The organism is Sphaerisporangium sp. NPDC088356, assembly GCF_040685555.1.
Taxonomy (GTDB): Bacteria; Actinomycetota; Actinomycetes; order Streptosporangiales; family Streptosporangiaceae; genus Sphaerisporangium.
This window is the reverse complement of record NZ_JBFBIK010000060.1, coordinates 1-21,051: the sequence shown is the minus strand read 5'-3', so window position 1 is coordinate 21,051 and position 21,051 is coordinate 1. Positions and strand designations below refer to the sequence as shown.

The 21,051-nt window shown below is 71.4% G+C and carries 20 protein-coding genes; 11 read left to right on the top strand and 9 right to left on the bottom strand.

Features of this window, described 5'->3' with window-relative positions:
• Positions 1-201: 201 nt before the first annotated feature.
• Both AB0O34_RS21925 and AB0O34_RS21920 read right to left on the bottom strand, forming a co-directional pair.
• Complete coding sequence (locus AB0O34_RS21925) at positions 202-552, bottom strand: hypothetical protein (protein WP_363918029.1); 351 nt, start codon at positions 550-552, stop codon at positions 202-204.
• A 92-nt stretch (positions 553-644) separates the two neighbouring features.
• Positions 645-1,763, bottom strand: a complete 1,119-nt coding sequence (locus AB0O34_RS21920; RefSeq protein WP_363918073.1) for an AMP-binding protein — start codon at positions 1,761-1,763, stop codon at positions 645-647.
• 157 nt (positions 1,764-1,920) lie between these two features.
• Between AB0O34_RS21920 and menB the strand changes: the two genes are divergently transcribed.
• The 3 genes from menB (at position 1,921) to AB0O34_RS21905 (ending at position 5,197) form a co-directional block, all read left to right on the top strand.
• On the top strand, positions 1,921-2,748 hold the full coding sequence (gene menB, locus AB0O34_RS21915; RefSeq protein ID WP_363918027.1) for a 1,4-dihydroxy-2-naphthoyl-CoA synthase: 828 nt from the start codon (positions 1,921-1,923) through the stop codon (positions 2,746-2,748).
• 62 nt (positions 2,749-2,810) lie between these two features.
• Positions 2,811-4,466 (top strand): 2-succinyl-5-enolpyruvyl-6-hydroxy-3-cyclohexene-1-carboxylic-acid synthase, encoded by a 1,656-nt coding sequence (gene menD, locus AB0O34_RS21910; RefSeq protein WP_363918025.1) that lies wholly within the window; start codon positions 2,811-2,813, stop codon positions 4,464-4,466.
• Between the two features lie 71 nt (positions 4,467-4,537).
• Positions 4,538-5,197, top strand: coding sequence for a DedA family protein (locus tag AB0O34_RS21905; protein WP_363918023.1), 660 nt, complete (start codon positions 4,538-4,540; stop codon positions 5,195-5,197).
• On the opposite strand, the gene AB0O34_RS21900 is transcribed toward AB0O34_RS21905, so the two are convergent.
• Positions 5,164-5,904, bottom strand: coding sequence for a GntR family transcriptional regulator (locus AB0O34_RS21900; RefSeq protein ID WP_363918021.1), 741 nt, complete (start codon positions 5,902-5,904; stop codon positions 5,164-5,166). The two genes, AB0O34_RS21905 and AB0O34_RS21900, sit on opposite strands and share 34 nt — an antisense overlap.
• A gap of 225 nt (positions 5,905-6,129) precedes the next feature.
• Here AB0O34_RS21900 and AB0O34_RS21895 point away from each other — a divergent pair, with 225 nt between their 5' ends.
• From AB0O34_RS21895 to AB0O34_RS21880, 4 genes are all read left to right on the top strand, one after another.
• On the top strand, positions 6,130-6,735 hold the full coding sequence (locus AB0O34_RS21895; protein ID WP_363918019.1) for a hypothetical protein: 606 nt from the start codon (positions 6,130-6,132) through the stop codon (positions 6,733-6,735).
• Between the two features lie 227 nt (positions 6,736-6,962).
• Positions 6,963-7,949, top strand: coding sequence for a sugar ABC transporter substrate-binding protein (locus tag AB0O34_RS21890; protein WP_363918017.1), 987 nt, complete (start codon positions 6,963-6,965; stop codon positions 7,947-7,949).
• Complete coding sequence (locus tag AB0O34_RS21885) at positions 7,946-8,980, top strand: ABC transporter permease (RefSeq protein WP_363918015.1); 1,035 nt, start codon at positions 7,946-7,948, stop codon at positions 8,978-8,980. The genes AB0O34_RS21890 and AB0O34_RS21885 overlap by 4 nt, the downstream gene beginning before the upstream one ends.
• A complete protein-coding gene (locus AB0O34_RS21880; protein ID WP_363918013.1) occupies positions 8,977-9,804 on the top strand; it encodes an ATP-binding cassette domain-containing protein in 828 nt (275 codons plus the stop codon). Before AB0O34_RS21885 ends, AB0O34_RS21880 begins: the two co-directional genes overlap by 4 nt.
• Before the next feature lie 29 nt (positions 9,805-9,833).
• On the opposite strand, the gene AB0O34_RS21875 is transcribed toward AB0O34_RS21880, so the two are convergent.
• Complete coding sequence (locus AB0O34_RS21875) at positions 9,834-11,063, bottom strand: isochorismate synthase (RefSeq protein ID WP_363918011.1); 1,230 nt, start codon at positions 11,061-11,063, stop codon at positions 9,834-9,836.
• Positions 11,064-11,307: 244 nt separating this feature from the next.
• On the opposite strand from AB0O34_RS21875, the gene AB0O34_RS21870 reads away from it, so the two are divergent.
• Complete coding sequence (locus tag AB0O34_RS21870; RefSeq protein WP_363918009.1) at positions 11,308-12,159, top strand: GDSL-type esterase/lipase family protein; 852 nt, start codon at positions 11,308-11,310, stop codon at positions 12,157-12,159.
• Between the two features lie 215 nt (positions 12,160-12,374).
• Here AB0O34_RS21870 and AB0O34_RS21865 read toward each other — a convergent pair whose 3' ends face one another.
• Positions 12,375-12,515, bottom strand: coding sequence for a hypothetical protein (locus AB0O34_RS21865; protein WP_363918007.1), 141 nt, complete (start codon positions 12,513-12,515; stop codon positions 12,375-12,377).
• 297 nt (positions 12,516-12,812) lie between these two features.
• On the opposite strand from AB0O34_RS21865, the gene AB0O34_RS21860 reads away from it, so the two are divergent.
• Positions 12,813-13,448 (top strand): WYL domain-containing protein, encoded by a 636-nt coding sequence (locus tag AB0O34_RS21860; protein ID WP_363918005.1) that lies wholly within the window; start codon positions 12,813-12,815, stop codon positions 13,446-13,448.
• Between the two features lie 216 nt (positions 13,449-13,664).
• Here AB0O34_RS21860 and AB0O34_RS21855 read toward each other — a convergent pair whose 3' ends face one another.
• Entirely contained in the window at positions 13,665-14,246 is a 582-nt protein-coding gene (locus tag AB0O34_RS21855) for a TetR family transcriptional regulator (RefSeq protein WP_363918003.1), read from the bottom strand.
• A 55-nt stretch (positions 14,247-14,301) separates the two neighbouring features.
• Here AB0O34_RS21855 and AB0O34_RS21850 point away from each other — a divergent pair, with 55 nt between their 5' ends.
• On the top strand, positions 14,302-15,444 hold the full coding sequence (locus tag AB0O34_RS21850; RefSeq protein ID WP_363918001.1) for an FAD-dependent monooxygenase: 1,143 nt from the start codon (positions 14,302-14,304) through the stop codon (positions 15,442-15,444).
• Positions 15,445-15,507: 63 nt separating this feature from the next.
• Here the strand turns inward: AB0O34_RS21850 and AB0O34_RS21845 are convergent, their stop codons facing one another.
• The 3 genes from AB0O34_RS21845 to AB0O34_RS21835 form a co-directional block, all read right to left on the bottom strand.
• Positions 15,508-18,849 (bottom strand): PDZ domain-containing protein, encoded by a 3,342-nt coding sequence (locus AB0O34_RS21845; RefSeq protein ID WP_363917999.1) that lies wholly within the window; start codon positions 18,847-18,849, stop codon positions 15,508-15,510.
• Positions 18,850-19,181: 332 nt separating this feature from the next.
• Positions 19,182-19,322, bottom strand: coding sequence for a hypothetical protein (locus AB0O34_RS21840; RefSeq protein ID WP_363917997.1), 141 nt, complete (start codon positions 19,320-19,322; stop codon positions 19,182-19,184).
• A gap of 111 nt (positions 19,323-19,433) precedes the next feature.
• Entirely contained in the window at positions 19,434-20,477 is a 1,044-nt protein-coding gene (locus AB0O34_RS21835) for an Rv2578c family radical SAM protein (RefSeq protein WP_363917995.1), read from the bottom strand.
• An 88-nt stretch (positions 20,478-20,565) separates the two neighbouring features.
• Here AB0O34_RS21835 and AB0O34_RS21830 point away from each other — a divergent pair, with 88 nt between their 5' ends.
• On the top strand, positions 20,566-20,892 hold the full coding sequence (locus tag AB0O34_RS21830; RefSeq protein WP_363917992.1) for a DUF3040 domain-containing protein: 327 nt from the start codon (positions 20,566-20,568) through the stop codon (positions 20,890-20,892).
• The last annotated feature ends 159 nt before the right edge of the window (positions 20,893-21,051 follow it).

Sequence of the window (21,051 nt, the reverse complement as noted above, 5' to 3'; positions counted from 1 at the left end):
CAATAACGTCAGACGCCGTGGTTTGTTCCCGCCGGGCGCATGGCCGTTGCCAATCTCCTCCTGATCGTCGGGGTCGTCCTCGCTGGTCGTTCCCCTTCTGCCCGAGATCCGGGCCTCGACACGGGATCGGGCGATCCGCGGCTCGACACGAGGAGAGGCGGGCCGCCTTCCGGCGACCCGCCTCCCGTCAAGCCCGTGCCGTTACTTCGTCTTCTCGGGCGTCAGGACCGGGATGGGGAGCGGCTTGGCGCTCTCCATGCGCTTTTCGGTCCAGAACTCCGCGACCTTCTTCGGGTCGGGGTTGATGTCGTCGTCGGTGACGACGAACTCCTCAGGCGACCTGGTCGGCTCGGCGTTCTGCGGGACGTCGGGGCCGGGGATCTGGCCCGGGGCCTCGCCTGGGCCGTAGGGCGCCGAGCCTTCGCTCTCCTGGCTGACTCCGGCGGTCTTGCCGACCCCTCCCGACGCGGCGGCCGCCGCCACGGAGATACCCCCGGCGAGGACCACGCCCACCACTCCGGCGGAGATCCACAACTTACGGGTTGGGTTCATCAAGGCGTCCTTCCTAGATCCAGCTGTCTGTAAGACGCGCCGGACGCGACTTCCGGTTCCCTTGACGGGACATTGTGGTCAAGAAGCATCCCCTATGCCAACAAACCGGAAATATCTTGGCGTATCGCTACAAGATCATGCTTGCCGTTAGGCAGCAGCGGGAGCCGGGCCCGCAGCGCCAGCGCGCGGGGGGCGGCGTGGCCGGGCAACCGCGTTTTCACCAGGGCGCGCAGCTCATCGAGGGCGGGGGGAGCGGCCGGGTCGGCGGCGACGACCACCGCGACGACCTCCTCGCCCCACTCCGGATCCGGGCGGCCGACCACGACGGTCTCGCGCACGCCCGGATGGTTCGCCAGGATTTCGGCCACCACCCCGGCCACGACCTTCTCGCCGCCGGTGTTGATCACGTCGTCGGCGCGGCCCAGCACCCGCAGCCGTCCCTCGTCGAGCACGCCGACGTCGGAGGTGACGTACCAGCCGCCGTCGAGGGCGGCATCGGTGAGGCCGGGACGCAGCCGGTAACCGGAGAACAGCACCGGCCCGGCCAGGCGGACCCGCCCGTCCGCCCCCACCTTCACATCCACCCCGTCCAGCGGGACGCCGTCGTAGACGCAGCCGCCGCACGTCTCGCTCATGCCGTACGTCGTGACGACCCGCGCCCCGGAGTCCCTGGCCGAGGCGAGCAGGCCGGGCGGCGCGGCGGCGCCGCCGAGCAGGATCGTGCGGAACCGCGACAGATCGGCGCCGGCGTCGATCATGCGCCGGAGCTGGGTGGGGACCAGGGACACGTGCTCGGCGCCGCTGCCCGCCACCGCGGCGGGGGAGAAGCGCTCGTGGATCAGCGGCGCGGACCCGCTCAGCAGGGCCCGGACCAGCACCTGCAGGCCAGAGACGTGGGAGGGGGGCAGGCAGCACAGCCAGCGCTCGCCCGGCCGGGCCGACAGTCGCCTGAGCGAGGCCGACGCCGACGCCCGCAGGGCGGAGGCCGCCAGCTCCACCCCCTTGGGCGTGCCCGTGGAACCGCTGGTCGCGATGATCACGGCCGTGTCGCCGGACGCCGGAACCCCGCCCGGCCATGACCGCGTGCCCCCGGCGGTCACCACGTGGGTCGGACGCAGCTCCTCCAGCGTCGCCCGCAGGACGGGCTCGGCCAGATCGGGCGCGAGGGGAAGCACCGCGGGTCCCCCACCGAGAACCGCCTCGCGAACCATGGCGAACAGGGCGGGACCGGGAGGTAGAACCACCGCGTGCACAGGACGCTCACTCACGGTCGTAAGGTTAGTCCCGTTGAGAGGCGCCCCCCGCCCGTGACCTCGGCCGGGCAACGTGCAGGTGAGTGGGCGCCGAGCAGGCGAGTGAGGAGCGAGTGTGACCGGGAGCACTGTCGACTGGAAGCGGTCGGGTGACTACGAGGACATCATCTACGAGACCGCCGAAGGCATGGCGAAGATCACGATCAACCGCCCCGAGCGGCGCAACGCCTTCCGGCCCACCACGCTTTTCGAGTTGCAGGACGCGTTCAACAACGCCCGTGACGACGGCGACGTCGGTGTGATCATTTTCACCGGTGCCGGCACGGAGGCCTTCTGCTCCGGCGGCGACCAGAAGATCCGCGGCGACGACGGCTACATCGGGCCCGACGGCATCGGCCGGCTCAACGTGCTGGACCTGCAGATCCAGATCCGCCGCCTGCCCAAGCCGATCATCGCCATGGTCGCCGGGTACGCCGTCGGCGGCGGCCACGTGCTGCACGTCTGCTGCGACCTCACCATCGCCGCCGAGAACGCCATGTTCGGCCAGACCGGCCCCAAGGTCGGCTCCTTCGACGGCGGCTACGGCGCCTGGCTGCTCGCCGAGACCGTCGGCCTCAAGAAGGCCCGCGAGATCTGGTACCTGTGCCGGTTCTACAACGCCCAGGAAGCCCTCGACATGGGCCTGGTCAACAAGGTCGTCCCGCTCGAGGAGCTCGAGGCCGAGACCGTCCAGTGGTGCCGCGAGATGCTCGACAAGTCCCCGCTGGCCCTGCGCATGCTCAAGGGCGCGATCAACGCCGTCAGCGACGGGGCCGCCGGCATGCAGCAGTTCGCCGGCGACGCCACCCTCCTGTACTACATGAGCGAGGAGGCGCAGGAGGGCCGCGACGCCTTCAAGGAGAAGCGCAAGCCCGACTTCTCCCGCTTCCCGCGCCGCCCCTAGATGAAGGCTCTCCGCGTTCAGACGAGTACGCGCGCCCGGGAGGGCGCGTCAGAGGGGGGCAGGTGAACCCCGCCACCGCGCTCTCCGGGGTCCTTGTGGACGAGCTGGTGCGCTGCGGCCTCACCGACGTGGTGCTGGCACCCGGCTCCCGGTCGGCGCCGCTGGCCATCGCCGTCCATGGCGACTCCCGGCTGCGCCTGCACGTGCGCGTCGACGAGCGGTCGGCGTCCTTCCTGGCGCTCGGCCTCGCGCGCAGGTCCGAGCGCCCGGTCGCGCTGGTGTGCACCTCGGGCACCGCCGCCGCCAACTTCCACCCCGCGGTGATCGAGGCCCACGAGTCGGGCGTGCCGCTGGTGGTCCTGACCGCCGACCGGCCGCCCGAGCTGCGCGGCACCGGGGCCAGCCAGACGATCGACCAGATCAAGCTGTACGGCTCGTCGGTCCGCTGGTTCACCGAGGTCGGCGCGCCCGAGGAGCGTCCCGGCCAGGTCGCCTACTGGCGCTCGCTCGCCGCCCGCGCCTACCAGCGCGCCCTCGGCCCGGGCGACCCCGGCCCCGTCCACCTCAACCTCGCCTTCCGCGAGCCGCTCATCCCCGACGGCGACTCCTCCTGGTGCGAGTCCCTCGACGGGGACGCCGGCGGCCCCTGGGTACGGGCGCGGGTGGCCCCTCCCTCCGCGGGGCTGCACGTCTCCCCCACCCGGCGCGGCGTGCTGGTGGTCGGCGACGGCGCGGCCAACGTGCGGCGGTACGTCGCCGCCGCCGGCATGGCGGGCTGGCCGGTGCTCTCGGAGCCCACCGGCGGCGCCAGGTACGGCGACCACTCCGTCTCGGCGTACCACTTCCTGCTGGGCACGCCCGAGTTCGCCGACGCCCACCGCCCCGACGTCGTGGTCACCCTGGGCAGGCCGAGCCTTTCCCGGCCGCTGCTGTCGTGGCTCAAACAAGCCGGCGAGCACATCGTCGTCACGCCCGACCTGTCCCGCTGGCCCGACCCCACCCGGTCGGCCACCCAGGTCGCCGAGGCCGTCGAGATCGCCGCCGCGGCCGGGGACGACACCTGGCTGCGCTCCTGGCGGGCGGCCGACTCCGCTGCCCGCGAGGCCGTCGACGCCGTCCTGGACGACTCGGGCATGAGCGAGCCGCGCCTGGCCAGGGATCTCGCCGAGGTGCTCCCCAACAACACCCTGCTGTTCTGCGGCTCCTCCATGCCCATCAGGGATCTCGACCAGGCCATGCGGCCCCGTCGCGGCCTGCGGCTGCTCGCCAACCGGGGCGCGTCCGGCATCGACGGCCTGGTGTCCACCGCCATCGGCGCCGCGCTCGCCCACAACGGCCCCTCCTACGCCCTGATCGGCGACCTCACCCTGCTGCACGACCAGAACGGCCTGATCCTCGGCCCCCGCGAGCCCCGGCCCGACCTGTGCCTGGTCGTGGTCAACAACGACGGCGGCGGCATCTTCTCCCTGCTGCCGCAGGCGGGGCTGCCCGAATCGTTCGAGCGGGTCTTCGGCACCCCGCACGGTGTCGACCTGTCCTACCTCGCCGCCGCCACGGGCACGCCGCACACCCTGCTGTCCTCCATCGACGACCTGCCGAAGGCCATCAGGGGCGAGGGCGTGCGCATCGTGGAGGCCCGCACCGACCGCGAGGCCAACGCCCGCGTGCACGTGGCCATGCGCGAAGCCGCCCAGGAAGCGGTCCGCTCACTCGGCTAGCCGGGCAGGAGCCCGGGGGCGCAGCGCCCTTACGTGAAACCAGGGGCATGCCACGACGTAGGGTGTGAGCCATGCATGTCGAGGAATGGCTTCAGGCGATCCCACCTGTCTGGATCTGCGTGATCGTGGGCATCGTGATCGGCCTGGAGAGCCTGGGCATCCCGCTTCCGGGCGAGGTTGTCCTCGTCAGCGCCGCGCTGCTGTCGGCGCAGCACGTCGTGAACCCTGTGTGGGTCGGGGTCTGCGCGAGCGTGGGCGCCATCGCCGGCGACTCGATCGGGTACCTCATCGGCCGCAAGGGCGGGCAGCCGATGTTCGACCGCCTCGGCAGGCGCTTCCCCAAGCACTTCGGCCCCGCCCACATCGGCAAGGCCAAGAGCGTCTTCGACCGGTGGGGCATGTGGGCGGTCTTCTTCGGCCGCTTCATCGCCCTGCTGCGCATCCTCGCGGGGCCGCTGGCAGGCGCGCTGCACATGCCCTACTGGCGGTTCCTGGTGGCCAACATGCTCGGCGGCATCGTCTGGGCGGGCGGCACCACCGCCGTGATCTACTACCTCGGCGTGGTGGCCGACAAGTGGCTCAAGGGGTTCTCCTGGGTCGGCCTGGTCGTCGCGGTGCTGTTCGGCGTCGGCACGACCCTCTACATCAAGTACCGCGCCTCGAAGATGAAGGAGCCGGAGAGCGGCGGGGAGGCCGGTCAGCGCTCGATGAGCGTGACCTCCAACGAGTAGTGCGAGGCCCGGTAGACGTGGGAGCCGTGCTCCACGGCCCTGCCCTGGTCGTCGTAGGTCGTACGGACCATCGTGAGCAGCGGCGCGCCCCGGCGCTCGTCCAGCAGCCTTGCCTCGGCCGGGGTGGCCGACCGCGCGCCGATGCGCTGGTTCGCCACGCGCATCCGCACGCCGGAGGACCTCAGCAGCTCATACAGGCCGCGTTCCTCAAGGGCCTGCGGCGTCAGCGACCCGAGCCCGGCCGGCAGCCAGTTGTGCAGCAGGGCCAGGGGCTCGCCCGCGGCGTAGCGCACCCGCTCGACGTGGAGCACCTCCGTGCCCGCCGCGACGCCGAGGACCGCGGCGATCTCCTCGTCGGCGCTGACGGGCCGCAGCGACAGCACCCGCGTGGTGGGCTCCTGGCCGGCGCGGCGCAGGTCGTCGTACAGGCTGGTGAGCTCTACCGAGCGCTTGACCTGGCCGTGCACCACCTGGGTGCCGACGCCGCGCTTGCGCACCAGCAGGCCCTTGTCCACCAGATACTGGATGGCCTGGCGGATCGTGGGGCGCGACAGCCCCAGCCGGTCGGCCAGCAGGATCTCGTTGTCTAGCCGGGTACCGGGGGTGAGGTCGCCCCGCCTGATCGCCTCGGCGATCTGCTCGGCCACCTGGAAGTAGAGCGGCACCGGGCTGGAGCGATCGAGGTCGATGTCGAGTCGAGTGCCCAATGCCTTCTCCCGGCTCAGTTGTGATCGCTAAGGGTCCAGGGTAGCGGACGTCAATATGTCCGTACAAAGACCCCCGGCCACCTCGGATCCTTGCCGCCGAGGCGCGCCGCCCGCCGGATGAAACTGTTTCACTTCTCGTGTCGAATGCGCTACTCAGCGTCACCGGAAGCGATACTTTTTCTCCAGGAGGTAATGGAGATGTCAACAACCGATGTTGAAGGGCGTATGACCGAGCTCGAGAACCGGCTCGGCGTGCTGCGCAACCAGACCATCGCGGCGACCTACGTGGCCGGCGAGGCGAAGAAGGAGTCAGAGGCGGGGAAGCTGTTTTACAGGTGCGCGCTCGATGACCTCAAGATCATTCGCTCGCAGCAGGACGTGCACACGATGATCCTCAGCGAGCATTCCCAGCTCCTGGAAGGCCTCACGACGACCGTCGAGGGTCACACGGTGAAGCTGGATGGTCTTGCGGAGACTGTCGAGGGTCATACGGTGAAGCTGGATGGTCTCGCGGAGACTGTCGAGGGTCATACGGTGAAGCTGGACGGTCTCGCGACGACCGTCCAGGATCTCGCGGTCACCGTCGAGGGTCACACGGTGAAACTGGACGCACTCACGACGACCGTCGAGGGTCACACGGTGAAGCTGGACGCACTCACGACGACCGTCCAAGATCTCGCGGTCACGGTCGATGGGCACACGGCGACCCTGGAGCAGCATACGAAGATACTGGGCGATCACTCGAAGAAGTTCGACGAGCACACCGGCATCCTGAACGGTCACACGGTCGCGCTGGACGAGATCCTGCGGATCGTGCGCAAGCTGGATTGAACCCTCACGTCCCCCGAGCCCGGTGAGCACTCTCTTGCCGGGCCTTTTTCGCGTCCAGCCGCAGGTCAGGGTCTGTCCGTCCTGGGCCTAGAGATGTCCTGGCAGATCGCGAGTGAAGTGGCCTGTACATCAGAATGTCACGACAAACAATTGACAGGAAGGTTACCTGAGGTTACAAACCTGGCATGCGGCCGATCTCGTCCCCCGGGACGGTACGGGAGGTATCCATGAGGCGAGTCACACGGTTGGTCACGGCCACGGTGCTGGGAGCGCTGGTGCTGAGCGGATGTTCCGGCGGAGACGGCGCGAAGCCCACGGCGGGCACGTCCGCGGCCCCGGCGGCCGGAGGCCAGGACGGCGGCACCTTCGCCGTCATCACGCACGGCGCGCCAGGAGACTCCTTCTGGGACGTCGTCAAGAACGGCGCCGAGGCGGCCGGCAAGCGGTACGGCGCCAAGGTCACCTACCAGGGCGACGGAGATCCCGCCAAGCAGGCGCAGCTCATCGACCAGGCGGTCAGCGAGAAGGTCGACGGCGTGGCGGTCTCGATGGCCAACCCCGACGCGCTGAAGGAGTCCATCACCAAGGCCGTGGCCGCCGGCATCCCCGTCGTCACCATCAACTCCGGCGCCGACAAGTCCAAGGAATTCGGGGCGATCACCCACGTCGGCCAGTCCGAGGAGGTGGCCGGGCGCGGCGCGGGGGAGAAGCTCAAGGCCGAGGGCGTCACCAAGCTGCTCTGCGTCATCCACGAGGCGGGCAACGTCGGCCTGGACCAGCGGTGCGGCGGCGCCACGGCCACTCTCGGCGGCACGGTGGAGCGGCTGCAGGTGGACGTCAGCAACCTCGCCGACGCGACCTCCAAGATCAAGGCGAAGCTCCAGTCCGACGCCTCGGTCAACGGCGTGCTCACCCTGAACCCGGCGGTCGCCGTCGCGGCCCGCGACGCGATCGCCGACGGAGGCTCCAAGGCCAAGCTCGCCACCTTCGACCTGTCGGGCGACGTCGTCGACGCGATCGAGGCGGGGGAGATCCTGTTCGCGGTCGACCAGCAGCAATACCTCCAGGGATGGCTGCCGATCACGTTCCTTTACCTGTACAAGAGCAACCTCAACACCGTCGGCGGCGGCCTGCCGGTCAACACCGGCCCGGGGTTCGTGACCAAGGAGAACGCCGCGCAGGTGGCCAAGCTCGCGCAGGGTGGCACCCGGTGACCAGCGTCGCCGCCGACGAGCGGATCGCGGGCGCCGGGTGGCCGCGGCGCCTGCTGATTCGCCCCGAGCTCGGCTCGGTGGTCGGCGCCGTCACGGTCTTCGCGTTCTTCTCCTCGCAGTCGGCGGTCTTCCGGTCGGCGGACGGCGTGGCCAACTGGCTGGACCCGGCGTCCACCCTCGGCATCATGGCCGTCGCCATCGCCCTGCTCATGATCGGCGGCGAGTTCGACCTGTCCGCCGGCGTGCTCACCGGCACCACGGGGCTGGTCATGGTCACCCTCGCCACCAAGTACGGGTGGAACGTGTGGGCGGCCATGCTCGCCGGGCTCGTCCTCGCCCTGGCGATCGGCTTCGCCAACGGCCTGCTGGTGGTCAGGACCAAGCTGCCCAGCTTCATCGTCACCCTCGGCACGTTCCTGATGCTGCAAGGGCTGAACCTCGGCGTCACCAAGGCGCTGACCGGCACCGTGCAGGTCAGCGGGCTGCGAAGGGCCGAGGGGTACGAGGGCGCGCGGGCGCTGCTGGCGGGCTCGGTGACCGTGGGCGGGGTGGACATCCGCGTGGCGATCTTCTGGTGGCTCGGGGTGACCGCCCTGGCCACCTGGGTCTTGATGCGGTCGAGGGCCGGGAACTGGATCTTCGCGGTCGGCGGCGACGAGCAGGCGGCACGCGCGGTCGGCGTCCCGGCCGCCCGTACGAAGATCGCGCTGTTCATGACGACGGCCACCGCCGCCTGGCTGGTCGGCTCGATCATGGCGCTGCGCTTCACCTCGGTCCAGGCCAACTCCGGCATCGGGCAGGAGTTCATCTACATCATCGCCGCCGTGATCGGCGGCTGCCTGCTCACCGGCGGGTACGGCTCGGCGATCGGCGCGTCCATCGGCGCGGTGATCTTCGGGATGGCCGACAAGGGCATCGTGTTCGCCGGATGGGACGCCGACTGGTTCAAGTTCTTCCTGGGCGCGATGCTCCTGCTGGCCACCCTCGCCAACCGCCTGGTCCGCCGCTACGCCGAGGAGGTTCGACGATGACCCCGCCGCTTCTCGAGGCCCGCGACGTGGGCAAGGTCTTCGGGAGCGTGATCGCCCTGCGGGGCGTCTCGATGCTCGTACGGCAGGGCGAGGTCACCTGCGTGCTCGGCGACAACGGCGCCGGCAAGTCGACGCTCATCAAGATCCTCGCCGGGGTGCACGTCCAGGACAGCGGCGAGTACCTCCTCGACGGGACCCCGGTGCGGCTCGGCGGCCCGCGCGAGGCCCTCGACCGGGGTATCGCCACGGTGTATCAGGATCTTGCGATGATCCCGCTGATGTCGGTCTGGCGGAACTTCTTCCTCGGGTCGGAGCCGGTCACCGGGCCGTTGCGCCGCTTCGACGTGGCCAGGGCCAAGCGGGTCGCGCGCGAGGAGCTGCGCGCCATGGGCATCGACATCCGCGACGTGGACCAGCCGGTCGGCACGCTGTCGGGCGGCGAGCGCCAGTCGGTGGCCATCGCCCGCGCCGTGTACTTCGGGGCCCGGGTGCTCATCCTGGACGAGCCGACCTCGGCGCTCGGGGTCAGGCAGGCGGGTGTGGTGCTGCGCTACGTCGCCAGGGCGCGCGACCGGGGTCTCGGGGTGGTGTTCATCACCCACAACCCCCACCACGCCTTCCCGGTCGGCGACCGGTTCCTGCTGCTCAACCGGGGCACCAGCCTCGGGCAGTTCGACAAGGCCGACATCACCCGTGATGAGCTGACGTCCCTGATGGCCGGGGGCGCCGAGCTCGACCAGCTGGCCCACGAGCTGGGCCGCGAGATCCCCGCGGGGTCCGCTCCCGAAGATACGGACGGGCCGCCCGTCTCGGGCGTCCCGTAGGGGCGCGCCGGGCGAGGGCCGACCGGCGATCAGCCCTCCAGGGCGTACCTCATGACGCGGAACTTGGCCTGCGCCTCGGCGAGCTCGGCCGCCGGGTCGGAGCCGCCCATGATGCCGCACCCGGCGAACAGCCGGGCCCGCCGCCCCGCGACCTGGGCGCAGCGCAGCGCGATGCCCCACTCGCCGTCGCCGCGGGCGTCGATCCAGCCGACCGGGCCGGCGTAGCCGCCGCGGTCCATGCCCTCCAGCTCGCGGATCACGTCGAGCGCCACCCCGGTGGGCGTGCCGCCGACGGCCGCGGTGGGGTGCATGGCCGCGACCACGTCGAGCACCGACGCGCCGTCGGCCAGCCGGCCCCGGACCCGGCTGGCGAGGTGCTGCACGTTGGGCAGCACCAGCAGCTCGGGCTCATCGGGCACGGTGAGTGAGGCGCACAGCGGCGTCAGTGCCTCGCGCACCGAGGCCACCGCGCAGGCGTGCTCGTGGCGGTCCTTGGCGGAGGCGAACAGGGCCGCCGCCTTGGCCTTGTCGTCGGCCTGGCTGGCCCCGCGATAGGTGGTGCCGGCCAGCACCAGCGACTCGATCGCCGCGCCGGTGTGGCGCACGAGCAACTCGGGCGTGGCGCCGACCAGGCCCGCGCAGGAGAAGGTGTAGCAGTCGGGGTAGGCGCGGGCCAGGCGGTCGAGAAGGACCCGCACGTCGATCTCCCGCTCGGCCCTGGCGACCAGGTCGCGCGCGAGCACGACCTTCTCCAGCCGCCCAGACCTGATCTCGCCCACGGCGCGGCCCACCGCGTGCTGCCACTCGGGCGCGGTCAGCGACCCGTCGCCGTACACGATGCGGCCGGGGGCGGCGGCGGGCGTCATCAGCTCGATGGGCGCGTCGCCCACCGTGGTCAGCCACGCTCGGCCTTTCCTGCGGCCGAGCACCACCCGGGGGACCACCAGCACCGAGCCCGCCGCGTCGGGGTCGAAGGTGAACGAGCCGAACGCGACCGGGCCCGAGCCGGGCACGTGCACGTCGTCGTCGATGTGGGCCTCGCCGAACGCGGTGGCCAGCCACCGCCTGGCCCAGTCGAAGCGCCCCGGCCCCGGGGGGACCGTCACCCGTGCGGCCTCACCCCAGGCCACCAGGCCCTCTCCCTGGTGGACCCAGGCGTAGGGCGGGGCCTGCGGTAGTCGCGCGATCAGGTCTTCGGGGTGATGGATGGGGATGCTGCGAACCAGCGGGGGGCGGGTTATCCCGAGCGCGACACTCACTCTGCCCACCTTATGCGGAAACTGAACGCGTTCGACATCGGGTGGCCTTATCACAACCCCGCCCGCTCAGGGTGATTCGCCGTCATGGGCGTCTACACACGCTCCGTGCCTTGTCAAGCCGCGATAGGAACTTGGTCAACGGTAGCAACGCCTCGCCCGGAGGTAATAGAGCACACTCTCCCCGATCTCTACCTTGGGTTCTCGATCTCCGACCCGGGATCGATCGTCGCAGGTGGAGGTGACCATGGTCAGAAAGATCGCGCTCGTTCTCGCTGCCTCGGCGGTGTGCGTGCCCGCTACGGCCGTCGCGGCGGCGGCCGAGCCGGTGCCCACGGTGATGGCGGCGCTCGGCGACTCGATCAGCGCGGGCTTCAACGCCTGCGGCTGGTACGTCTCCTGCACCTCCCGGTCGTGGTCGGCGGGTGACTCGGCGGACGTCGACAGCCACTACCTTCGCCTGCTCGCCGTCGGCCAGGGCGTCAAGGGGCACAACCTCAACTTCGCCGTGCCGGGGTCGACCAGCGCGGAGCTGGCCGCGCAGGCCGAGAAGGCCGTGGCCGCCAGGGCCTCCTACGTCACGGTCCTGATCGGCGCGCAGGACGCCTGTGTGGCGAGCGAGTCGCGGATGACGCCCGTCGCGACCTACCGCGCCCGCGTCGACCGGGCCTTCGCCGTGCTCGCCTCGGCGGGCGTGAAGATCTTCGCCGCCAGCATCCCCGACCTCAAGCGGCTGTGGCGCATCGGCAGGGAGAGCGCGGTGGCCAGGTCGTTCTGGACGCTCGGCGGCATCTGCCCGACCATGCTGGCCGACGCCCGCTCCAACGCCAAGAAGGACCAGGCCCGCAGAGACCGCGTCAGGCAGCGCGTGCAGGACTACAACGCCGAGATGGCGCAGGCCTGCGCGGCGTACGGCCCGGCGTGCCGCTCCGACGGCGGCGCGGTCTTCTCCTACCCCTACACCCTCGACCACATCAGCAAGTGGGACTTCTTCCACCCGAACGCCGACGGCCAGCGGGCCCTGGCCAAGGTGACGTTCAAGATGGGCTTCCGCTGGGAGCAGCCCCTGACGCCGGAGCCCCTCGCCGTCCCGCAGTGACGGCGCCCCGGCGGGGTCAGAGCCGGCCGTTGTGGCGGGCGAGCGCCGCCGTCTCGATGCGGTTGCGTGTGCCGGTCTTGCCGATCGCCGCCGACAGGTAGTTGCGCACGATGCTCTCCGACTGGTGCGGCGGGCCGGAAAGTACCACCTAATTGATCTACAAAGTAAAGGCGCTGGGCTGGTTCCATCCCCGTCACCCGGAACCGGCCCCGCCTCTACACCGAAGCCAGTAGCCGTGCGGTGTCCTCGGGGCGGGAGAACATCGGCCAGTGGCCGGTCGCCAGCTCGTGCAGCTCCCACTCCGGGCCGCCCAGCCCCGCGAAGTACGGATGCCCCTGCTCGATCAGCTCCCTCACCGGTGCCCCGCAGCGGCTGGGTGAGGGTGCCGTACGGGTGAGGCGTCATCCGCGACAGGATCCGGGCCTTGTCCTTCTCGCCCAGACCGGCGGTGCTCGCCCCGAGCATCTCCTGCCGCTCCCAGGACGGCGGCTCGTACCGCCAGCCATCGGTCAGGTGCGCCTGGATGGACTCCCGGCCCTCCGGCGCGTACAGGTCGAGCTGGGACATCCCTTCGCCGAGCGGGCCGCTGTCCAGGTACACGATCTTGCCGATCCGCTCCGGGATCCGGTTCGCCGCCCCGGTGACCGGAGGCCGTGACCGACATCGTCGGGCACACCTCCCGGGTCGCCGAGGCGCCGCGCCCCGCCGCCGACACGCTGCTGACCCTGGCCTCCGCCGCCCGCCGCAGGAGACGCGTGCGCCTGCGCTACCGCTCATGGCGAGGCGAGGAGACCGATCGCGAGCTGGACCCCTACGGCCTGGTCTTCCACTCGGGCCGATGGTACGTCACCGGCCTGGACCGGCTCAGGCGGCAGATCCGCACCTTCCGCCTGGACCGCGTCGCCTCGGCCGAGACCCTCGCGGAAGGCTTCCCCGGCCCGGAGGAGTTCGACCCGGTGGCGCACGTGATGGACTCGCTCTCCTCGGTGCCGTACCGGCACGAGGTGCGTGTGCTGCTGGAGACCACGCAGGCCGAGGCCCAGCGGCGGCTGCCGCCATCGGTCGCCCGGCTGAGCGAGACCGAGGGCCGGCGTGCTCATGGTGGGCCGCGCGGAGCGCCTGGACGGCATGGCGGCGATGCTCGCCGGGCTCGGGTGGCCGTTCACCGTCCTCGCGCCGGACGCCCTACGGGAGGAGGTCACGGCCCTGGCGGCGCGGCTGGGCGCGTACGGTGCCCGCGACCAGGCCCGGATATCCCGAAGCCATGGCGAGCCGCGAAGTGGCGGTGAGTCATCTCGTGAGGACGCTACGTAGTGGTCGCAAATAGGTGAGATCGCGGGTCGTTCCCCGCTCCCTGATCGTGATCTCGTTCGGTCGGTGATCATGGTCGTCGCAGAGGCGCCGGGGTGCGTGCTGAATGGGAGCTGGATGAGCTGATCGGTGCCTGGTAGGGCAGGCGGGTCAACGCCGGCCGGCCGCGCGAGTACCTCGACTACGACCCCGCGCTAGTCATCCGGTACGGCCGAGCCGTACACCATGGTGTCGACGATGGCCTCGACGGCGGGCCGGGTGACACTGCCGGGAGGCGCGCTGACCAGGGCGAACAGGGCGCTGCCGTAGAGCGCGATGAGCGCGGGGACCTTCTCACGCGCGATCTTCAGCCCCAGCTGGTCGTGATGCCCGGCGGTGAAACGCACCGCGACCTCCTGCAGCCCCGCCAGCGCCGCGGCCAACGCCGGGCGGCGCACCGCCTCCAGCTGTAGCTCGAAGATCGCGAGGTAGCGGTGGCGCAGCGTGGTCGCCGCCCCGAGCAACGACTCGGTCAGCATCTCCACCAGGTTGGCGCCGCCCGCGGGTTGGTGCTCGGCCGCCTGGTCCATGTCGGCCAGGTGGAGCTCGACCACCCGCTCGGCGGCGGCCACCAGCAGCGCCTCGCGGCTGCGGAAGTAGTTGGACGCCGTGCCGACCGGCAGCCCCGCCTCCTTCTCCACCGCACGATGGGTCACCCCGTGCACCCCCGAGGCCGCCAGCAGGTCGATAGCGGCGTCCGTCAGGGCCTGGCGGCGGGCAGGGTTGGTGGGCGGCACCCCGCCATGCTATCAATAACCGTACTAGTACGACCGTAGTGAATGGAGGGGTGCCATGCGTGTCGTCGTGGTCGGTGCCGGGCTGGGCGGGGTGGTGGCCGCGGTGGGCCTGCACCGCCAGGGGCATCAGGTGACCCTCTACGAGCGGGGCGCCGAGCTCCGCGAGGCGGGCACCGGCGTGGTGATCATGCACAACGGGCTCCGGGCGCTGGAGGAGCTCGGCTACGACACGAGGGGACGGTCGACCCCCGCCCGCAGCGCCGGGCTGCGCGACTGGCGCGGGAGGCCGCTGCTGATCACCGACGCCGTGCGGGCACAGCGCGAGGTCGGATCGATGACCGTGGCCGATCGGGCGGAGCTGCACCGCACCCTGCGCGCCCCACTGCCCGCCGAGGCGGTGCGGACCGCGACACCGGTGGAGCGGCTGGAGCCCGGCGTGGACGCAGTGGAGGTGTTCAGCGGAGGCGAGCGCGTCCAGGAGGCGGACGCGGTGATCGTGGCCGACGGGATCGGCAGCAGGCTGCGCGGGCAGCTGTTCCCCGGTCACAGCGGGTTGCGCAGGGTCGGCCGCATGGACCTGCGCGGCACCCTGCCCCGCCCTGCGGGGCTGGACGTGGAGGAGCTGCTGGCCGGCATCCTGATCGACCGGCGCACCGGGGGGATGTTCGGGCTGTTCCCCATCGGCGCGGACGGGCTGTACTGGTTCACCGACTCCGTGCTGCCGGAACCCGTCCCGGGGCCGGAGGAGGCGCGCGAGCAGATGCTGACGCTGATGGCCGACTGGCACCCTGCCGTCCCCGCGCTGCTGGCGGCCACCGTGGCCGACGACGTCTACGTCGACCCGATCGCCTGCCTGGCCGAGCCGCTGCCGGCGTTCGCGACCGGCAGGATCGCGCTGCTCGGCGACGCCGCGCACGCCATGACGCCCGACCTCGGGCAGGGCGCCAGCCAGGCCTTCGAGGACGCCGCCGCGCTCGCCCACCACCTGTCGGGGGCCGGGCCCGCCGAAGTGGCCGAGCGGCTGCTGCGCTACGACGCGCAGCGCCGCCCGCGCGCCAACCGGCTGATGCGGGCCGCGGAGCGGCAGTCGCGGCTGACCTCGCAGACCGGGGCCGCCGCCTGGGCGCGTGACACCCTGCTGCGCGCGATCCCGGCCCGCCTGGCCACCCGGCAGCTCGCCGCCATCTGGAACGCCTAGTGCGGCCCGCGGGCGCCCACGACCCCGCCCGCCCGGCGGGCCGACCACGGCGGACCTGCGCGGTCACCGGCGTGGGGGCAGCAGCGGGGCGCCCAGACGAGGGCGGTCGGCGGGGTTGGGGGTGTGCGCGGGATACTGCGCCAGCCGCTCCAGCGCCAGGTCGATCGCCCGCTCCAGCTGGGTGTCGATCCCCCGCGCGTAGTCCTGCGGGGTGATGTCGACCTCGATGTCAGGATCGGTGCCGTAGTTCTCCACCCGCCACCCCACGTCGTCGAAGGTGAAGGAGAACTCCGGCTGGGTGGTCACCGTGCCGTCGGCCAGCCGGTGGCGCGGCCAGATGCCGATCACCCCGCCCCACGTGCGCTTGCCGATCAGCGGGCCGAGCCCGAGCAGCTTGAAGGTGTGGCTGAAGATGTCGCCGTCGGAACCGGCCCACTCGTTGGTGATCGCCACCAGCGCGCCGCGCGGCGACTCGGCGGGATACGGGTCGGGCACCCCCCAGCGCGGGAAGTCGTAGCCGATCCGCCGCCGGGCGAGCTTCTGCAGCAGCAGCCCCGAGACGTGGCCGCCGCCGTTGAAGCGGACGTCCACCACCAGCCCCTCCCGGTCGTACTCGGCGAGGAACCCCCGGTGGAACTCGGCGTAGCCGTCGGGGCCCATGTCGGGAATGTGGAGGTAGCCGATCTTGCCGCCGGTGCGCTCGTGGGTGCGGGCGCGGTTGGCCTCCACCCAGTCGCGGTAACGGCCGGGCTCCTCGTCCGACAGAGCCTTGACCGTCACCGTCCTGGTCGGCCTGTCGCCGCGCCTGATGGTCAGCTCGACCTCCTGGCCGGCCTGGTTGACCAGGAGCCTGGCCGGGCCGGCGACCGCCCCCGCGGGCTGGCCGTTGATCGCCACCACCGCGTCGCCCGGCCGCACGTCCAGCCCCGGCCGGTTGAGCGGGGAGGTGGCGTCGGGGTCCCAAGGGTCGCCGGCGACGATGCGCGCGATCGTGTGGACGCCGTCGGCGTAGGACCAGTCGACGCCCAGCTTGCCCTGCCAGTAGTGGGGGCGGGTGCGGTACTCGCCGCCGCTCTCGTAGGCGTGGGAGGTGCCGAGCTCGCCCAGCAGCTCCCACAGCAGGTCGGAGAACTCCCCACGGGTGCCCACCCGGTCGACCAGAGGGAGGTAGCGCTCGTAGACGCCGTCCCAGTCGATGCCGGCCATGTCCTGCACCCAGAAGTTCTCCCGCTGGAGCCGCCACGCCTCGCGGAACATCTGCCGCCACTCGGCGGCCGGGCGGACCGAGACCTTCACCCGGTCGAGGTCGATCCACCCCCCGGCCCTGCCGTGAGCCTCCTCCTCGGAGGGCGGCTCGCCCGCCCTGATCACCCGTAGCCGCTGCCCGGACCGGTAGAGCAGCGTCGTGGCGTCCCTGCCCAGGAGGAAGTCGGTGACGTCGCAGACCACGGTCTCGGACTTCTGCTTGACGAAGTCGTACGCCTGCAGGGTGCCGGAGGTGGACTCGGCGAACTCGTCGCCGCGGCTGCCCTCGACCGGGAAGGAGGTGAACAGCACCTTGTCCTTCATGCCGGCGACGCGCTCGTAGCGGCCCTCGGGCACCGGGAAGGCGACGACGCGGCGCTCGATGCCCTCGAACTCGATCTCCAGGCCCTCCCCCTCCCCCTCGGCCTCACCGGGCGCCTGATCTGCGCCGTCACCCGCGCCCTCGGCCTGCTCACCGGGCGTGGCGCTCTCGCCGGTGGCGGAAATCTCGCCCTCCGCCGCGCCGCTGCGGACGCCGTCCTTGCCGGGGGTGGTCCCGTCGGGGGCGTCCTTGGCGGGCGGGTCGTCGCTGGACAGCGGCCTCGGCTCGGGGACGAAGGGCGAGCCGACGTCGGGCCGCAGCGCGATCGCGTACGGCCGGGTGCCGAGCGGGAACCCCAGGTCGAACTGCAGCGAGTCGTACACGGGGTTGAACACGCGCTGCCCGATGAAGTACAGGTATCTGCCCTCGGGGTCGAAGGCGGGCCTGCTGTCGCGCAGCACCGGGCGGGTGGCCAGGTAGGTCTCCCCGGTGGCGACCCTGCACAGCTTGATGGCGGTGGTCTGCGCGGTGTCGGGGAAGGTGTAGGCGAGCCAGTCGCCCTCGGGGGACCAGACGGCGTCCTCGACGCGGCCGAACCTGCTGCTGTCGGCCACCGTCAGCCTCGCCTCGCCCTCGCCGTCACTCGCCTCGGGCAGGGTGATGATGAGGAGCTCGTTGCGGTGGTTGGTCAGCGCGATGCGGTCGGCGCCCGGTGACACCGACAGGGCGATCGCCCGCCCGGTGTCCAGGGCGGACAGGCGCACCGGGGCGGCGCTGCCGTCGGCCGTCAGGATGACCAGGACCTCGCGGTCGCCGTCGTCGCTGGCCGCCGCCACCAGCCGCTCGCCGTCCTTGAGCCAGCTCAGCAGGCGGTAGCGCACGCCGTCCGGCTCGCCGTGCTGGCGGACCGGCCCCTCCCAGTTGCCGAAGGAGTACGCCTTGCCGCGCGTGGTGATCGCCAGGCCGCTGCCGTCGGGGGTGAGGGTGGCGCTGTCGAGGTAGTGCCCGGCGGGGACGAACCGGCGGTTGCGCTGGGTGTGGGAGCTTCCCAGGCGCACCTCGACCGCGCGCCCCTCGCCCTCGGCCGGGTCCAGAATGTACAGCTCGGCCGCCGCGTGGTAGACGAGCCGGTGGCCGTCGCTGGCGAGGTTGCGGGCGTAGTAGTCGTCATGGTCGGTGTGCCGCTGGAGGTCCTCGCCGGCGGGGGTGCACGAGTAGACGTTGCCGATGCCCTCGTGGTCGGACAGGAAGTAGATGCGCTCGCCCACCCAGCAGGGCGAGGCGAGGTTGCCCGCCAGGGAGATCAGCCGGGCGAACTCGCCGCCGCCCTCCCGGTCGACCCACAGGTCGCCCACCGTGCCGCCCCGGTAGCGCTTCCAGCGTGCCGGGTCGGCGGTGTTGCGGCCGAGCACGATCGCCCCGCCGGGACCGTAGGAGATGGAGTTGGCCGGGCCGTAGGGCAGGCGCTGGGAGACGCCGCCGGCGTCGACGCGGTGGAGCCATCTGCGGCGGCCGAAGGGCTGGCCCTCGTCGCTGGCGTAGACGACCGCGCCGCCGGGATCCCATCCGGTGACCGTGCACAGGGCGCCGTCGTAGGTCATGCGCCTTCCGGCGCCGCCCTCGGCGGGCATGACGTAGACCTCCTCGGGCCCCTCCTCCCGGCCGACGAAGGCGATCTTCGTGCCGTCGGGGGAGAAGCGGGGGTAACCGGCCTCGGCGACCCCGGCGGTCAGGCGGAAGGCCCTCCCGCCGTCGGCGGAGACCATCCACAGGTCGTCCTCTGCGGCGAAGACGACGACCTCGCCGAAGATCGTGGGGAAGCGGAGGTAAGCGGGCATCGATCCTCGCGTTCGGCCGGGGGTTTCCATGATCAGGCACCCGGGCCGCCGCGTCGAGACCGTGAACGCCCCCTCTGCGGCGCCGGGGAGAGCCGCATGACCGCCGAGCGGGTCGTGCGGGGGAGGGCCGCACAACCGTCGAACGGGGTCACAGGGCGCGATCGCCGCACATCACGGGTCGGATCTACCTGTCCACGCGGTGGCCGGAGGGGGAGTGCCTGATCATGCTTTACCACAAGGGCCCGAATCGTGCGTTACCAACAAGGGCCCGGATTACGGGCTATGCCGGCCCCGCCGCACGGCTCGCCGGGTTGGTGATGCGACGAGCGGCGTCACCGGGCCTCTTCGCGCTCCGCGGGTCGCTTGTCGTCGTCGTCTTCGCGCTTGGTCTGCTTGGTCTCGCGTGTAGCCTTGATAGCTGCTTTCTTGGCCTTTCCGGTGGCTTTGGTGGATTTCTTGCGTGTTCCCGCCATGATTCCCCCTGCTCATGGGCCGTGCATTGAATGACAATGCACCATATTCGGTGCATCGCAGCGTTAAATACCCAACAGCGGAGTCAATCATCCATATGTGTCTTTCGCGGCTTACAGCAGCGTGAGTTGCTCCGGCCCGCCGCCGCCCGCCGCCGGGAGCGACGGGAACGCGGGGCGGACGCGGCGCGCGGCGGCCGGGGTGGACCTGCCCACGCCGAAGCGGCCCGCCAGCTCCTGGACCTGCCGGGCGACGCGCGCCCGGTAGGCCTTGGGCGCGTAGGCGCCGCGGCCGTACAGCTCCAGGTAGCGGGGGACCAGGCGGGGGTGCTCGCGGCCCAGCCAGCCGAGGAACCACTCGCGCGCCCCGGGCCGCAGGTGCAGCACGATGGGGACGACGTGGGTGGCGCCGGCGTCGGCGATCTGCCGCACGGTGCGGGCCAGCGCCTGTGGCGAGTCGGTGAGGTAGGGCAGGATCGGCGCCATCAGCACCCCGCACGGCAGGCCGTGCTCGGTGAGGGTGGCGCAGACCTCCAGCCGCCTGCCCGGCCGGGGGGTGCCGGGCTCGACCGAGCGCCACAGCTCGTCGTCGACGAAGCCGATCGACAGCGAAACCCCGACGTCGGTGACCTCGGCCGCCTCGGTCAGCAGGTCGAGGTCGCGCAGGATGAGCGAGCCCTTGGTCAGGATGGAGAAGGGATTGCCGGCGTCCCTCAGGGCGGACAGGATGCCCCGCATCAGCCGGTAGCGCCCCTCGGCTCGCTGGTAGCAGTCGACGTTGGTGCCCATGGCGATGTGGTGGCCGCCCCAGCGCGGCGCGGCCAGCTCCTTGCGGGCCAGCTCGGGGGCGTTGACCTTCACGACGATCTTGGAGTCGAAGTCGTGGCCGGAATCGAGGTCGAGATACTCGTGGGTCTTGCGGGCGAAGCAGTATGTGCACGAATGCGTGCATCCCCGGTAGGGGTTGATCGTCCATTGGAAGGGGACCTGGCTTGCCGCCGGAACGCGGTTGACGATCGTGCGGGCGTGGATCTCGTAGAAGGTCATGCCCCGGAACTCCGGGGTGTCGAAGGTCTTGGCCACCGCGCCACGGGCGAACAGCGGCATGGCGGAGGCGCCCTGGCCGGTGTCGGTCAGGCGCAGGTTGTCCCAGCGCATGACCTGATTAGAACAGAGGTTCGAGAAAGATCGCAACAACGAAACTGGCGGTAAAAAGGACGGCATGGTATGGCTAAGGATCTTGGGGGTGGGCAGAAAGTCGGCACACCGCTTGCGTTGCCGGGAGGTCGGCGTGCCTTGGTCCAAGGACGAGGAGCGAATGCTTGCCCAGATCGAGAGTTATCTCATTGATGCCGATCCACGACTCGCCGCCCGGCTTGAGTCGTTCAACGAACGCGTGCAGCGCAAGGCGGCCGGAGAGCAGAAGCGCGCCGCCCGTGAGGCCAGTGGCCGGCGCCGCCTGAGCAGGTCGTCGATCATCATCCTGGTGAGCTGGCTGCTGATCGCCACCTTGGTGGCGACCCTGCTGATCATGGTGTTCCATCACGACGCGGCGGCCGCGCTGCCGATGTGAGGGCGGGGCCGCGCGCCACCGCCCGAGTCTTCCGCCGCTGCCACGGCGGGTCCCCCCCTTGAACGGGCCGGCCCCCGCCGTGCAAGCGCGCGGCAGGTCAGGTCAGGCTCGAGACCACCACACCTTCCGCCAGGGCGCCGAACCGCGCCCTGGCGGAAG